The sequence below is a fragment of the Pseudomonas sp. 13B_2.1_Bac1 genome (genome assembly GCF_025466155.1).
Classification (GTDB): domain Bacteria; phylum Pseudomonadota; class Gammaproteobacteria; order Pseudomonadales; family Pseudomonadaceae; genus Aquipseudomonas; species Aquipseudomonas aylmerensis.
This window is the reverse complement of the sequence record NZ_JANLOH010000109.1, coordinates 131,242-146,014: the sequence shown is the minus strand read 5'-3', so window position 1 is coordinate 146,014 and position 14,773 is coordinate 131,242. Positions and strand designations below refer to the sequence as shown.

Below are 14,773 nucleotides of genomic sequence, written 5' to 3'. Positions count from 1 at the left end.
TTTCACCCGCTTGTCGTGATTTTTTCGATTTCGAGGGTCAATAGGCAGCCTCTTGACCCAGGCAGCGGCGCCAGTCGGGCCGCTCAACCAGCCGCGCAAGGCCTTGTTTTCCGGGCCTGCGGGCTGCTTCTAAGAATTTCAGGTGGTTTTATGGACAGCATCAACAGCCGCATCGCCGAGGAACTCGGTGTACGCCCACAACAGGTCGAAGCGGCCGTCGCTCTACTGGATGAAGGCTCCACGGTGCCCTTCATCGCCCGTTACCGTAAAGAAGTGACCGGCAGCCTCGACGACACCCAACTGCGACACCTGGAAGAGCGCCTGCGCTACCTGCGAGAACTCGACGAACGGCGTATCAGCATCCTCGCCAGCATCGAGGAACAGGGCAAGCTGACCCCGCAACTGGAACGCGACATCAAGCTCGCCGACACCAAGACCCGTCTCGAAGACCTGTACCTGCCGTACAAACAGAAGCGCCGCACCAAGGGCCAGATTGCCCTGGAAGCCGGCCTCGGCGAGTTGGCTGACGGCCTGTTCAACGACCCGTCGCTGACCCCGGAAACCGAAGCCGCGCGCTTTATCGACGCCGAAAAAGGTGTCGCCGACGTCAAGGCCGCCCTCGAAGGCGCCAAGTACATCCTCATGGAGCGTTTTGCCGAAAACGCCAGCCTGCTGGAAAAACTGCGCACCTACCTCAAGCAGGAAGCCACCCTCAGCGCCCGCGTCATCGCCGGCAAAGAGGAAGAAGGCGCCAAGTTCCGCGATTATTTCGAACACGACGAACCGCTGAAAAGCATGCCGTCCCACCGCGCGCTCGCGATTTTCCGAGGCCGCAACGAAGGCATTCTCAGTTCCGCGCTGAAAGTCGGCGACGAGCTGCCGGGCACCATGCACCCGTGCGAAGGCATGATCGGTCAACAATTCGGCATTCAAAATCAGAACCGTCCTGCAGATAAGTGGCTGGGCGAAGTGGTGCGTTGGACCTGGAAGGTCAAGCTCTACACCCACCTGGAAACCGACCTGCTGGGCGAGTTGCGCGACGGCGCCGAAACCGAAGCGATCAACGTCTTCGCCCACAACCTGCACGACCTGCTGTTGGCCGCCCCGGCCGGCCCGCGTGCGACCCTGGGCCTCGACCCGGGCCTGCGTACCGGCTGCAAGGTCGCCGTGGTCGATGCCACCGGCAAGCTGCTGGACCACGCGACCGTGTACCCGCACGTGCCACACAACAAGTGGGACCAGACCCTGGCGATCCTGGCGGCCCTGTGCGCCAAGCACGCCGTGGACCTGATCGCCATCGGCAATGGCACCGCCAGCCGTGAGACCGACAAGCTGGCCGCCGAACTGATCAAAAAATACCCAGCCATGAAGATGACCAAGGTCATGGTCTCCGAGGCCGGTGCTTCGGTGTATTCGGCGTCGGAGCTGGCGTCCAAGGAATTCCCGGACCTCGACGTGTCGATCCGTGGTGCGGTGTCCATCGCCCGTCGCCTGCAGGATCCGCTGGCCGAACTGGTGAAAATCGACCCTAAATCCATCGGTGTCGGCCAGTACCAGCACGACGTGTCGCAGCTGAAACTGGCGCGCGGCCTGGACGCGGTCGTGGAAGACTGCGTAAACGCCGTGGGCGTGGACGTGAACACCGCCTCCGTGGCGCTGCTGGCGCGGATCTCCGGCCTCAATTCGACCCTGGCGCAGAACATCGTCACCCACCGTGACGAGAACGGCGCGTTCAAAACCCGCGCCGCGCTGAAAAAAGTCGCACGCCTGGGTGAAAAAACCTTCGAACAGGCCGCCGGCTTCCTGCGCGTGATGAATGGCGACAACCCGCTGGACGCCTCGGCGGTTCACCCGGAAGCCTACCCGCTGGTGCAGCGCATTGCGGCCGAGACCGACCGCGACATCCGCTCGCTGATCGGCGACGCCGCGTTCCTCAAGCGCCTGGATCCGAAAAAGTACACCGATGAAACCTTCGGTGTGCCGACCATCACCGACATCCTGCAAGAGCTGGAAAAACCCGGCCGTGACCCGCGTCCCGAGTTCAAGACCGCCGAGTTCCAGGACGGCGTCGAAGACCTCAAGGACCTGCAACTGGGCATGATCCTCGAAGGTGTGGTGACCAACGTGACCAACTTCGGTGCCTTTGTGGACATCGGCGTGCATCAGGACGGTTTGGTGCACATCTCTGCGCTTTCGGAGAAATTCATCAAGGACCCGCGTGAAGCGGTGAAAGCCGGTGACGTGGTCAAGGTCAAGGTCATGGAAGTCGACATCCCGCGCAAGCGCGTCGGCCTGTCGATGCGCATGAGCGACACCCCCGGCGAGAAAATCGACGGGGCTCGCGGTGCCCGCCCAGGCTCGGCGCCGCGCCAGTCGCAGAACAACGCGCCGCGCAAGGAAACCGCGACCGCCGCGCCGTCCAACAACGCCATGGCCTCGCTGTTCGCCAACGCCAAACAGTTGAAGAAACGCTGATGGAAATCCCAGCCGGCTTGACCCAGAGCGCCTTCAGCGAACTGATCGGCTGCCGCCTGCAACGCCTGGACGAAGGCGTTGCCGAGGTGGCCCTGACCCTGGAGCCGCAACTGCGCAACCGCGCAGGCAAGCTCCATGGCGGGGCGATTTTCAGCCTCGTGGACATCACCATGGGGCTGGCCTGTTCCAGTTCCCATGGGTTCGACCAGCAAAGCGCGACCATCGAATGCAAGATCAATTACATTCGCGCGGTCTCCGACGGTGACGTGTTATGCACCAGCCGCGTGATTCACGCCGGTCGACGCACCCTGGTGGTCGAGGCCGACGTGTACCAGGACGAAAAACTGGTCGCAAAAGCACAAGGCACCTTCGCTGTCCTATAGCTCCCCGCCCTCGATTTGAGTTAATTTCGGCGCTGCGACAACAGCGTCGGAATTTTCTTGCTGCGCTATAGCCCAATTCAAGGAGTGAAGTAGGCTTTTCCAAAGCGAGTCAAATCGACTCAAAACCAGGCGATAACGCCAGTTTTAACTTCACCCTTGTAGACCGTCTTGCCCACCCCCATATTGGGGCGACTGACGCGTGAAGGAATCTAACTTGAGCGAACTTCTCAACCGCCGCCTGGCCCTGCTCGGCAAGCGCGAACACCTCTCCCTGCTAGAGCAATGCTTGCACGGCATCGAGCGTGAATGCCTACGTGTCACCGGCGAGGGTCGCCTGGCGCAAACGCCGCACCCCGAAGCCCTGGGCGCCGCGTTGACCCATGAACAGATCACCACCGACTACTCGGAATCGCTGCTGGAGTTCATCACCCCAGCCCTGCCCAACCCGGCCGATACCCTGAGCAGCCTGGACAAGATCCATCGCTTTGCCTACACCAAGCTCGGCAGCGAATACCTGTGGAGCCCTTCGATGCCGTGCCCGTTGCCGGCCGAGGAAGACATTCCGATTGCCTACTACGGCACCTCCAATATCGGACAGCTCAAGTACGTGTACCGCAAGGGCCTGGCCCTGCGTTACGGCAAGACCATGCAGTGCATCGCCGGTATCCACTACAACTTCTCGCTGCCGGAACAGTTGTGGCCGCTGCTCAAGGAGACGGAAGGTTTTGTCGGCACCGACCGCGACTACCAGTCCACTGCCTATATCGCGCTGATCCGCAACTTCCGCCGCTACAGCTGGCTGTTGATGTACCTGTTCGGGGCCTCGCCGGCACTGGACGCGGGCTTCCTGCGCGGTCGCTCGCATCAATTGGAAGTGCTCGACGCCGACACCCTGTACCTGCCGTACGCCACCAGCCTGCGCATGAGCGACCTGGGTTACCAGAGCAACGCCCAGGCCGGCCTGACGCCGTGCTACAACGATCTGGCCAGCTACACCGACAGCCTGCGCGAAGCGGTGGCAACGCCCTACGCGCCCTACGTCGAAGTCGGCACGCACAAGGACGGTGAATGGGTACAACTCAACACCAACATCCTGCAGATCGAAAACGAGTACTACTCCAACATCCGCCCCAAGCGCGTGACCTACACCGGCGAACGGCCGATCCAGGCGCTGATGGCGCGTGGCATCCAGTACATCGAAGTACGCTGCCTGGACATCAACCCGTTCCTGCCGATGGGTATCGACCTGCCGGAGTCGCGCTTCCTCGACGCGTTCCTGCTGTACTGCGCGCTGAACGACAGCCCGTTGTTCGCCAATAACGAATGCGGCAACGCCACGTCCAACTTCCTCAGCGTGGTCAAGGAAGGCCGGCGTCCGGGCCTGCAATTGCAACGCCAGGGCCAGGCAGTGGACATGAAGGAATGGGCCACCGAATTGCTCGAGCAGATTGCACCGCTGGCGGCCCTGCTGGATGCGAGCCACGGCATCAGCGAACACAGCGAGGCGCTGGACGCCCAACTGGCCAAGGTCAAGGACCCGTCCCTGACGCCATCGGCCCAAGTGCTGGCGGCGATGGCCGAGCGCAAAGAGAGTTTTGCGCAGTTCTCCCTGCATCAGAGCGAGGTCCACGCTGAGCATTTTCGCCGCGAGCCATTGCCAGCCGAAGAGCAGGCGCGCTTTGAAGAGCTGGCGCGCACGTCGCTGGCACAACAGGCGGAGCTGGAACAGAACGAAGTGGGCGATTTTGACGTGTTTGTCGGGTCGTACCAGGCCAGTATCCTGGCGATCAGTAACTAAGGCATCACGCCGTCCCCGCGGGAGCTGGCTTGCCTGCGATAGCATCAACCCGGTAGATCTGAACTACCGAGTCATGAGCATCGCAGGCAAGCCAGCTCGCACATTTGGCCAATGCGCCCTCAACACCAGCATTCATTCTTCTCCTCATAAGCTAATTCGAAAATGTTATTTATTTTCGGATTCTTAGATCATTTAGTCTCCTCACACGCCGACCCTCGGCCGCCTGATTGAGGAGCTTCCCTTTGAAACTTTTGACCCCACTGCGCCTCCTGGCGGCGTTGTCCTTGGCCGGTGCCAGTCTGTTTGCCCAAGCGGCGGATGTAACCATCGCCTACCAGACCACCGTGGACCCGGCGAAAGTCGCCCAGGCCGACGGTGCTTATGAAAAAGCCACCAACGCCAAGATCGATTGGCGCAAATTCGACAACGGCGCCGACATCATCGCCGCCATCGCCTCCGGCGACGTGCAGATCGGCTACCTCGGTTCCAGCCCGCTGACCGCAGCGATCACGCGCAAAGTGCCGGTGGAAACCTTCCTCGTTGCCACCCAGATCGGCGGTGCCGAAGCCCTGGTAGCGCGCAACGGCTCGGGGATCAACAGCCCGCAGGACCTGGTCGGCAAGAAAGTCGCGGTACCGTTCGTGTCCACCGGTCACTACAGCCTGCTGGCTGCGCTGAAGCACTGGAACATCGACCCTTCGAAAGTGACCATCCTCAACCTCGCCCCGCCGGCAATCATCGCCGCCTGGAAGCGCGCTGACATCGATGCCACTTACGTATGGGACCCCGCCCTGGGCGTGGCCAAGGAAAACGGCAAGGTGCTGATCACCTCCGGCGAACTGGCCAAGTTCGGCGCGCCGACCTTCGATGCGTGGATCGTGCGTAAGGATTTTGCCGAGAAGCACCCGGAAATCGTCACGGCCTTCGCCAAGGTCACCCTGGACGCCTACGCCGCGTACCGCAAAGACCCACAAGCCTGGATCGCTGACAAAGGCAACGTCGACAAACTGGTGAAGCTCTCCGGCGCCAAGGCCAGTGATATCCCGCTGCTGCTGCAAGGCAACGTCTATCCATTGGCGGCTGACCAGGTGACCCTGCTGGGCGCCCCGACCACCAAGGCGGTGACCGACACTGCAGCGTTCTTGAAGGAGCAAGGCAAGGTCGACGCCGTGCTGCCGGACTACGCCCCTTACGTCAGCGCCAAGTTCATCACTAACTGATTCAGGAGTTCATCGCGATGGCCTTGCTACAACTGGAGCGCATCAGCGCACAGTACCCAGGCGCCACAGAACCGGTACTGTCTGATATTTCATTGGAGCTTGGGCCCCAGCAATTGCTGGTGGCCCTCGGCCCGTCCGGCAGTGGCAAGACTTCGCTGTTGAATCTGATTGCCGGCTTTGTCGAACCATCCGCCGGGCGCATCACCCTTGATGGCGTGCCGGTCAAAGGCCCGAGCGCCGAACGTGGCGTGGTGTTCCAGGACGACGCCCTGCTGCCCTGGCAGGACGTGCTTGCCAACGTCGGCTTCGGCCTCGAACTGGCCGGAGTGGCCAAGGCTCAACGCGAAGTGCGCGCCCGGGAAATGCTCGCACTGGTGGACCTCGCCGGTTTCGACAGCCGCCGCATCTGGCAGCTCTCCGGCGGCCAGAAACAGCGCGTCGGCCTGGCCCGCGCCTTGGCAGCAGACCCGCGCGTGCTGCTGATGGACGAACCCTTCGGCGCCCTCGATGCCTTTACCCGCGAGCAGATGCAGGAGCTGTTGCTGCAAGTCTGGCGGCGCACGGCCAAGCCGGTATTCCTGATCACCCATGACATCGAAGAGGCGGTATTTCTCGCCACTGACTTGATCCTGCTGGCGCCCAACCCCGGCCAGATCGTCGAACGCCTGCACCTGGACTTTGGCCAACGCTACGCCGCCGGTGAGTCGGCGCGGGCGATCAAATCCGACCCGCGCTTTATCGAAACCCGCGAACACGTGCTGGGCAAAGTGTTCTCGCAACGGCAGGTGTCCGCATGAGCAGCTACGAACTTCCCGCCACCGCGACCAAGCCGGTGACGCACGCCGTTATCCCCGTGCGCCGCAGCCTGAGCACGCGCTGGATCAGCCTGCTGACCCTGGTGGCCTTGCTGGCCATCTGGTGGGCCGTGACCGCCACCGGCCTGATCGAGCCACTGTTCCTGCCGCCGCCGTCTGCCGTGCTGCAAAAAGGCTGGCTGCTGGCGACCACGGGCTACATGGATTCCACCCTATGGCAGCACTTGGGCGCGAGCCTCAGCCGTATCGGCCTGGGCCTGGGCTTTGCAGTGCTGACCGCCGTGCCGGTGGGTATTGCCATCGGCGCCAACCGTATTGCGCGTGGCATTCTCGACCCGCTGATCGAGTTCTACCGGCCGATTCCGCCGTTGGCGTATCTGCCGCTGATCGTGATCTGGTGCGGCATCGGCGAGCTGTCCAAGGTACTGCTGATTTACCTGGCGATCTTTGCCCCGATTGCCATCGCCACCGCGACCGGTGTGCGCACCGTCGACCCGGCCAAACTGCGCGCGGCACAGTCGCTGGGTGCGACCCGCGCCCAGTTGATTCGCCATGTGATCCTGCCGAGCGCCCTGCCCGACATTCTCACCGGCGTACGCATCGGCCTGGGTGTGGGCTGGTCGACCTTGGTTGCTGCCGAGCTGATCGCGGCCACCAGCGGCCTGGGGTTCATGGTGCAGTCGGCGGCGCAGTTCCTGGTCACCGATGTGGTGGTACTGGGGATCCTGGTGATCGCACTGATCGCCTTCGCCATGGAAATGGGCCTGCGCGCCCTGCAGCGCAAATTGGTGCCTTGGCATGGCCAGGCACACTAAGCACTTATTGACGAGAACCGCATGAGCAGCCTGACCGTTACGCCATTAAGCACCGCCCTGGGCGCCCAGATCAGTGGCGTCGATATCACCCAGCCGCTGAACGTCGAACAGCGCGACGCCATCGAACAGGCGTTGCTCACGCACTCGGTGCTGTTCTTCCGAGGCCAGCCGATCACCCCGCAGCAACAGGCGCGGTTCGCGGCGAATTTCGGCGACCTGCATATCCACCCGATTTACCCCAACGTGCCGGAACAGCCCGAAGTGCTGATCCTCGACACCGCCGTCACCGACGTGCGTGACAACGCCGTGTGGCACACCGATGTGACGTTCCTGCCCACCCCGGCGCTTGGCGCGGTGCTCAGCGCCAAACTGCTGCCGGCGTTTGGTGGCGACACGTTGTGGGCCAGTGGCATCGCGGCGTATGAGGCGCTGTCCGAGCCGTTGAAGCGCTTGCTCGACGGGCTTACCGCCACCCACGACTTCACCAAATCCTTCCCGCTGGAACGCTTCGGCAACACCGCCGAAGACCTGGCGCGCTGGGAAGAAACCCGCAAGAAAAACCCGCCGCTGTCGCATCCGGTGGTGCGCACGCATCCGGTGAGTGGGCGTAAATCGTTGTTTGTGAGCGATGGATTTACCACCAGGATCAATGAGCTCGAACCTGCCGAAAGCGAAGCGATCCTGAAGCTGCTGTTTGCTCACGCGACCCGCCCGGAGTTCACCATTCGCTGGCGTTGGCAGGAAAATGACGTGGCGTTCTGGGACAACCGCGTGACTCAGCATTACGCGGTAGATGACTACCGGCCGCAACGGCGAGTGATGCACCGGGCGACGATCTTGGGGGATGTGCCGTTCTAGATCACACAGATGATCGAGGGAGGGGGCTGGCTTGCCTGCGACAGCGGTAGCCCAGCCAACACCTTCATCGACTGACCCACCGCCATCGCGGGCAAGCCCGGCTCCCACAGTGATTTGGATCGTGCCGAAAAAAATCGCCCCACTGAAGATCAACTGTGGGAGCTGGCTTGCCTGCGAAAGCGGTGGATCAGCCAACACCTTCATCGACTGACACACCACCCTCACAGGCAAGCCCGGCTCCCACAGTGACCGAGTCGGGCCAAGGAAATTCGCCCCACTGAAGATCAACTGTGGGAGCTGGCTTGCCTGCGAAAGCGGTAGCCCAGCCAACACCATCATCAACTGACCCACCGCCATCGCGGGCAAGCCCGGCTCCCACAGTGACCGACTACTGCAGATTACTCAGCAGTAGACGGCTTCTCCCACAAGTTGATCCCGCCTTCCTGCGCGAACCGATCGATCTCCGCCAGTTCTTCGGCACTGAAGCTCAGGTTCTTCAAAGCCCCGACGTTTTCAATGATCTGCTCCGGCCGGCTCGCACCGATCAGCGCACTGGTCACCCGTGGGTCGCGCAAGGTCCAGGCCAGGGCCAGTTGCGCCAGACTCTGGCCACGGCGCTGGGCAATTTCATTCAGCGCGCGCACATGGGCGATGTTGGCTTCAGACAGGTGCTTGGCCTGCAACGAACCGCCACCCGGACGATTCACTCGTGCGTCGGCCGGCACGCCGTTGAGGTACTTGTCGGTCAGCAGCCCTTGAGCCAGCGGTGTGAATGCAATCACCCCGGCACCGAGTTCTTCGGTGGTGTCCAGCAGGTCTTTTTCCACCCAACGGTTGAGCAGGTTGTAGGCCGGTTGGTGGATCAACAGTGGCACTTTCCACTCTTTGAGCAGCGCGGCGATTTCGCGGGTTTTTACCCCGGAGTAGGAAGAGATGCCGATGTACAACGCCTTGCCTTGCTGCACGGCGGTGGCGAGGGCGCTGGCGGTTTCTTCCAGGGGGGTGTCGGCATCAAACCGGTGCGAGTAGAAAATATCCACGTAGTCGACGCCCAGGCGTTGCAGGCTCTGGTCGAGGCTGGCCAGCACGTATTTGCGCGAACCGCCGCCCTGGCCGTAGGGGCCGGGCCACATGTCCCAGCCGGCCTTGCTGGAGATGATCAATTCGTCGCGGTAGTGCTTGAAGTCTTCGCGCAGCAAACGGCCGAAGTTGATCTCGGCGCTGCCGTACGGCGGGCCGTAGTTGTTGGCTAGGTCGAAGTGGTTGATCCCCAGGTCGAACGCGGTGCGCAACAGGGCGCGCTGGGTGTCGATCGGGGTGCTGTCGCCAAAGTTGTGCCACAGCCCCAGGGACAGTGCCGGCAGCACCAGTCCACTGCGGCCTACGCGGCGATACGGAATAGATTCATAGCGGTTTTCGGCAGCAATGTAAGTCATCGAATCCTCTCTTGGACGTAGGCAAATAAGGCCTGGGAATAAGGTTATTCCCAGGCCTTTTAACCAGCTGAATCGCTTAAGTCTGCCTTTCCGTTTTACAGCAATTGCCTACCAGAGTGGAACGACATAGCTGACATAAAAGCGGTTTTCATCTTGCACGGTGGCACCGCTGATGTCCGGGCTGGCGTGGGCATTTTTCCAGGTCACACCGAGCCCTTTGAGGGTGCCGGTGGGGACTTGATACGCCACGGCAACGTTACGTTCCCATTCGCTGGTGGTGCCTTGTGCGGTGCGGATGTCATCGCCGTGGGCATACGCCGCGGAGAACGTCAGGCCGGTGAGGCCGAGTTTGCCGAAGTCATATTTGTACTGCGCCAGCCAGGTGCGCTCGCCGGCATGCTGGAATTTGTTCAACTGCATGTTGGTCAGGGCCGGAGTGTCGGCACCTGAACCTGGGCCCTGGCGGTTGTCGCCGCTGTTCAAGCCGGAATCCAGGTAGGGAAAGTCGCTGTCGCCGCTGTTTTTCTGGATACCCAGGCCGACGGTATGGCCGTCCAGGCTGTAGCTCTCAAGCAAGCTGGCGGTGGTCTGGTTGATGCGCCCCTTGTTCACGCCGTCACCGTAGAGCCCCGCCGCCGCGAAGTCCTTGTCACCGTCGGCGTTGCCGCCCACGCCCAGGCTGCGGAACACCCGCACATCGGTGTCGATCGCGCCGACCGACAAAGCGTCATGGCGCTTGGCACCGAGGAAGAACTGCTGGTAGTAGTCCTCAAGGTTGGAGTACCAGAGGCTGACGGTGGTGTTCTGGATGCCGGTGTAGTCCGCACCGCCGAAGAGGAAGCGATCGCTTTCCTTGGTGCCGCCGGCGGTGATCATGCCTTGGTCGCCGGTCTCGTTACGGATCTTGGTCTTGAGGATATCGCCGCCGGTGAAGGTGAAGTCGGTAAGGTCCTTGGACACCAGTTGCACGCCGGTATTGGTCTGCTGGTACAGGCGCCCGTCGGTGTTGGCCAGGACCGGGTTGTTGCCGTACAGCGTACCGACGCGTAGCTCGTCCTGGGCAAAGCGCATCTTGAACGTCGGGCTGAGCACGCCGAACTGGTCGGCGGACTTGCCGTTGTCCAGCGGGAACATGCTGCCGGGGTAGCGGCCCTGGTGATCCTTGTCGTTGAGGTCGCCACCGGAATCCAGTTTCAGCCCGTAGAACGCCTGCAGATCCAAGCCGAAACCCACCGGCCCCTCGGTATATCCCGACTTGAAGTTGAACTCGAAACCCTGGCCCCAATCGCGAATGCTGTGGGCCTTGGCGTTGCTGTTGACCACATCACGCCCCTGCTGGTTGAGATAGCGATTGAGCAGGGTCACGTCGGCGTGGCTGTCATCGATAAAATCGGCATGGGCGGACAGCATAAAGCTCGCCATGGCGGCACCCACCATAGGGCTTAATAACGTCTTCATTGTTACCGGTCTCCGTCACTGTTTTGAAATGAAAGCGTCAAACGCTTCACACAATTACGCAGTGGCCAGATGACAGTTGCGCGTCAAACCGAGGGTTTGACGAATGAAATTAAATTTAAGAAAGCCCCGTAGAACGGGGCTTTGCGGGGAGTTACAGGTCAGCGCACCAGGTGCAGGAACTGCAGGTGGCGCTCGTACTGGTCGAGGATGTCGTTGATGATCTGCTCCTTGGTGTAGCCCACCAGATCGTAGTCCTGGCTGCCCTCACTCAGGTGCACTTCCGCGCGGTAATAGCGACGGTTGTTGATCTCTTTGGAACCCATGCCACCCCGGGCGAACGACGGCGTGAAGTAGCCGCGCATCTGCACCTGGTAGATGAATGGATGCTCCTCGCCATGCCCGATTTCAAGGCTGACGCTGTCGTTGGCCGGGTCCGGCTGAGTGACCACGCTCAGGCCCTTCTCGACGAACACCGCCGTCACTTCTTCGATCGCCGGGCGCACCGTCGATTCGAGGAAGCGGTACACCTCATCGCGTGACGGGAAATGCACGGCCTGGCTCAAGCGCTGGCGCCAGCCGCCTCGGCCCTTGCGGGAGGCCGAGATCGGCGCCAACGAATGCAACTGCGCGATCTGCTTTTGCGACTCGAGGTAGAAGGCCTTGTGCAGCCCCCACATCATCAGCAGCAAGATCATCGAGAACGGCAGCGAGGTCAGCACCACGGCTGATTTCAACGAGTCGATGCTGCCGGCAAACAGCAGCGCGCTGGTGACCAGCGCCGTCATCGCGCCCCAGAACACCCGCAGCCATTTCGGCCCGTCTTCATCGGCGTTGCCGCCCTTGGACGACAGGGTCGAGAGCACCACGGTGCCGGAGTCGGCCGAGGTCACGAAGAATACGAAGCTGATAAACACGGTGACCGCGATGACCGTCTTGCTCCACGGGTAGGTTTCCAACAGCAGGTACAGGCTCATCGACGGGTCATCGATGGCCGACTGACCGAGTGCCGTCAGCCCGTGATTGAGCACCTGGTCGATAGCGCTGTTGCCGAAGATCGACATCCATGCCAGGGTGAAGCCCAACGGGATCAGCAGCACGCCGAAGACGAACTCACGGATGGTCCGGCCGCGGGAAATCCGCGCGATAAACAGGCCCACAAACGGCGACCACGCGATCCACCAGGCCCAGTAGAACACTGTCCAGCCGCCGAGCCAGTCGCTCGGCTTGTCGTAGGCGTACACGTCAAAACTCTTGGTCGGCAACGCGCCAAGGTAGTCGCCGATGTTCTGGATCAGCGTGTTGAGCAGGTGCTGGGTGGGCCCTGCGAACAACACGAACAGCAGCAGCGCACAGGCCAGCAGCATGTTGATGTCGGACATCACTCGCACGCCCTTGTCGACGCCGGCCACCGCGACAAGAATCGCCGCGCCCATCATCAAGGTGATCAATCCGACCTGGATCCACTGGGTATGGGCAATGCCAAACAGGTAGTCGAGGCCAGAGTTGAGGTGCAGCACACCAAAACCCATGTCGGCCCCCAGGCCGAACACCGTGGCGATAATGCCGAAGCCATCCACCGCATAGCCGATGGGGCCGTTGATGCGCTTGCCGATCAGCGGGTACAGCGCCGAACGCAGCGCCAGCGGCAGGTTATGCCGGTAGGCGAAGTACGCCAGGGCCATGCCGACAAAGGCGAACACGCCCCAGCCATGCAGGCCCCAGTGCAGGAACAGGATCTGCATGGCCTGGCGCGCGGCGTCGGCATTCATCGGTGCGCCCTGGGGCGGTTGCACCAGGTGCGTCAGCGGCTCGGAAACGCAGAAGAAGAACAGCGTGATGCTGATCCCGGCGGCGAACAACATGCCGGCCCAGGACAGGTAACTGAATTCGGGCTCGTCGTGGTCGGCACCGAGTTTTATCTTGCCGTAGCCCGATAGCGCGGTGACCACCACGAAGACCAGATACAGGGTCATCGCCAGCATGTAGTACCAGCCGACCGTATTGGCCGCCCAGTTTTGCGCGGCCAGCAGCCAGGCGCCGGCCTGTTGCGGGATAGCGATGACAGTGATGCCGAACAGCAAGATGAAGGTTGCAGCAAAGTAGAAGACGGGCGCATTCATGCGCACCAGGCCGCTGGCTGGGGTCGACGATGCACTCATGAACGATGCACCCCTCGGGCGGGAGATGTGGCTGTAAAAAACGGACTCAGCAAAGGTAAGCCTCCTGTTGTGAGCGGGCAGCGAACCACCGGTTTAACTTGAACGAACATTCAAGTTAAACATGGATAGGCGGTCTGGGACTAATCGCAGGGCTGAGTGGTAGATAATTCCTACACTAGCTCAAGGACTGGTATGACGGGTGCGGGAGGTAAAACGTTCAGCGGTTTTCGGGAGAAATCCGCTTAGATCTGGAATGCATTCCAACTGTGGGAGCGGGCTTGCCTGCTCCCACAGTTGCCCGGTGTTTGGCTCAAGACTACTTCTGCGCCCCATCATCATGCTGCAGATTCGCCTGGGTGATATTCGCCCCCGCCGGCACGCTGCGGGTCAGCCACACATTGCCGCCAATCGTGGAGCCCTTACCGATGGTGATCCGCCCCAGGATCGTTGCCCCGGCGTAGATCACCACGTCATCTTCGACAATCGGGTGACGCGGATGGCCCTTCTGCAGCTGCCCATCCTCATCCGCCGGGAAGCGCTTGGCGCCCAGGGTCACGGCCTGGTAGATACGCACCCGCTCGCCGATGATCGCGGTTTCGCCAATCACCACGCCGGTCCCGTGGTCGATAAAGAAACTCGGGCCGATCTGCGCACCCGGGTGGATGTCGATACCGGTGGCCGAGTGGGCGATTTCCGCGCTGATCCGCGCCAGCAGCGGCAAACCGGCGCGATACAGATGGTGCGCCAGGCGATGGTGAATCACCGCGAGGATCCCCGGATAGCACAGCAGCACCTCATCCACACTGCGCGCGGCCGGGTCGCCGTGGTAGGCGGCCAGCACGTCGGTGTCCAGCAGACTGCGCAGGGACGGCAAGGCCAGGGCAAAATCCTGGATCAGGCGGATGGCCAGGGCGTCGACCGCGCTGTCATCCTGGCCGCCCTGGCGCGCGGCGTAGCGCAGCTCCAGGCGCGCCTGTGCCAGCAAGGCATTCAGGGCGACGTCGAGGGTATGGCCGACGTAGAAATCTTCACTTTCTTCACGCAGGTCCACCGGCCCCAGGCGCATGGGGAACAGCGCACCGCACAGTGCCTCGAGAATCTGCGCGACGGCCTCGCGGGACGGCAACTCGCGGCCGCCATGCTCGCCGCTCAAGCGGCCATTGCGCGTTCGCCACTGGTCCCGGGCGCCGCGCAGTTGGCTGACGATGGTCTGTAATTGCCAATGACTGGAACGCTCACTCACGGTCTTCACTCCTGACGAAATGGCCATCACTTTACGGTATGCACCCTGGCGGCCCTTAAGAACCAATGGTGCGATGCTAAGAACTTCACGGAATAAGCGATTGGCGGTTGCCC

Annotated in this window: 11 protein-coding genes; 7 read left to right on the top strand and 4 right to left on the bottom strand. The window is 61.9% G+C overall.

The features are described from left to right. Positions 1-150: 150 nt before the first annotated feature. From NTD80_RS28170 to tauD, 7 genes are all read left to right on the top strand, one after another. A complete protein-coding gene (locus NTD80_RS28170; protein ID WP_065899597.1) occupies positions 151-2,475 on the top strand; it encodes a Tex family protein in 2,325 nt (774 codons plus the stop codon). Continuing rightward, positions 2,475-2,858: a PaaI family thioesterase gene (locus NTD80_RS28165; protein ID WP_106805443.1), complete on the top strand. Its 384-nt coding sequence runs from the start codon at positions 2,475-2,477 to the stop codon at positions 2,856-2,858. Before NTD80_RS28170 ends, NTD80_RS28165 begins: the two co-directional genes overlap by 1 nt. A 214-nt stretch (positions 2,859-3,072) precedes the next feature. Next, positions 3,073-4,656, top strand: coding sequence for a glutamate--cysteine ligase (gshA, locus tag NTD80_RS28160; RefSeq protein ID WP_065899595.1), 1,584 nt, complete (start codon positions 3,073-3,075; stop codon positions 4,654-4,656). Positions 4,657-4,898: 242 nt separating this feature from the next. Beyond that, positions 4,899-5,876: a taurine ABC transporter substrate-binding protein gene (gene tauA, locus NTD80_RS28155; RefSeq protein WP_262135644.1), complete on the top strand. Its 978-nt coding sequence runs from the start codon at positions 4,899-4,901 to the stop codon at positions 5,874-5,876. A gap of 17 nt (positions 5,877-5,893) precedes the next feature. Then, on the top strand, positions 5,894-6,673 hold the full coding sequence (tauB, locus tag NTD80_RS28150; RefSeq protein ID WP_120447387.1) for a taurine ABC transporter ATP-binding subunit: 780 nt from the start codon (positions 5,894-5,896) through the stop codon (positions 6,671-6,673). Continuing rightward, positions 6,670-7,506: a taurine ABC transporter permease TauC gene (gene tauC, locus NTD80_RS28145; RefSeq protein ID WP_065899592.1), complete on the top strand. Its 837-nt coding sequence runs from the start codon at positions 6,670-6,672 to the stop codon at positions 7,504-7,506. Before tauB ends, tauC begins: the two co-directional genes overlap by 4 nt. A gap of 21 nt (positions 7,507-7,527) precedes the next feature. After that, a complete protein-coding gene (gene tauD / locus NTD80_RS28140; RefSeq protein ID WP_106805446.1) occupies positions 7,528-8,364 on the top strand; it encodes a taurine dioxygenase in 837 nt (278 codons plus the stop codon). A 398-nt stretch (positions 8,365-8,762) separates the two neighbouring features. Here tauD and mgrA read toward each other — a convergent pair whose 3' ends face one another. The 4 genes from mgrA to epsC form a co-directional block, all read right to left on the bottom strand. Further along, complete coding sequence (gene mgrA, locus NTD80_RS28135; protein WP_010214105.1) at positions 8,763-9,800, bottom strand: L-glyceraldehyde 3-phosphate reductase; 1,038 nt, start codon at positions 9,798-9,800, stop codon at positions 8,763-8,765. 108 nt (positions 9,801-9,908) lie between these two features. Beyond that, positions 9,909-11,237 carry an OprD family outer membrane porin gene (locus tag NTD80_RS28130; protein ID WP_083221307.1) on the bottom strand — a complete coding sequence of 443 codons (1,329 nt, stop codon included), beginning with the start codon at positions 11,235-11,237 and terminating at the stop codon, positions 9,909-9,911. Positions 11,238-11,416: 179 nt separating this feature from the next. Continuing rightward, the gene (gene betT, locus NTD80_RS28125; RefSeq protein WP_162946137.1) at positions 11,417-13,378 is read right to left on the bottom strand and encodes a choline transporter BetT; all 1,962 of its coding nucleotides are present in this window, start codon (positions 13,376-13,378) and stop codon (positions 11,417-11,419) included. Positions 13,379-13,733: 355 nt separating this feature from the next. After that, complete coding sequence (gene epsC, locus NTD80_RS28120; protein WP_065899585.1) at positions 13,734-14,660, bottom strand: serine O-acetyltransferase EpsC; 927 nt, start codon at positions 14,658-14,660, stop codon at positions 13,734-13,736. Positions 14,661-14,773: the final 113 nt, after the last annotated feature.

Excerpts from the sequence above, each read along its gene's own strand:
- NTD80_RS28170 (WP_065899597.1), top strand. The coding sequence starts at position 151 with ATGGACAGCATCAACAGCCGCATCGCCGAGGAACTCGGTGTACGCCCA.
- NTD80_RS28165 (WP_106805443.1), top strand. The coding sequence starts at position 2,475 with ATGGAAATCCCAGCCGGCTTGACCCAGAGCGCCTTCAGCGAACTGATC.
- tauB (WP_120447387.1), top strand. The coding sequence starts at position 5,894 with ATGGCCTTGCTACAACTGGAGCGCATCAGCGCACAGTACCCAGGCGCC.
- tauC (WP_065899592.1), top strand. The coding sequence starts at position 6,670 with ATGAGCAGCTACGAACTTCCCGCCACCGCGACCAAGCCGGTGACGCAC.
- tauD (WP_106805446.1), top strand. The coding sequence starts at position 7,528 with ATGAGCAGCCTGACCGTTACGCCATTAAGCACCGCCCTGGGCGCCCAG.
- mgrA (WP_010214105.1), bottom strand. The coding sequence starts at position 9,800 with ATGACTTACATTGCTGCCGAAAACCGCTATGAATCTATTCCGTATCGC.
- NTD80_RS28130 (WP_083221307.1), bottom strand. The coding sequence starts at position 11,237 with ATGGTGGGTGCCGCCATGGCGAGCTTTATGCTGTCCGCCCATGCCGAT.
- betT (WP_162946137.1), bottom strand. The coding sequence starts at position 13,378 with ATGAATGCGCCCGTCTTCTACTTTGCTGCAACCTTCATCTTGCTGTTC.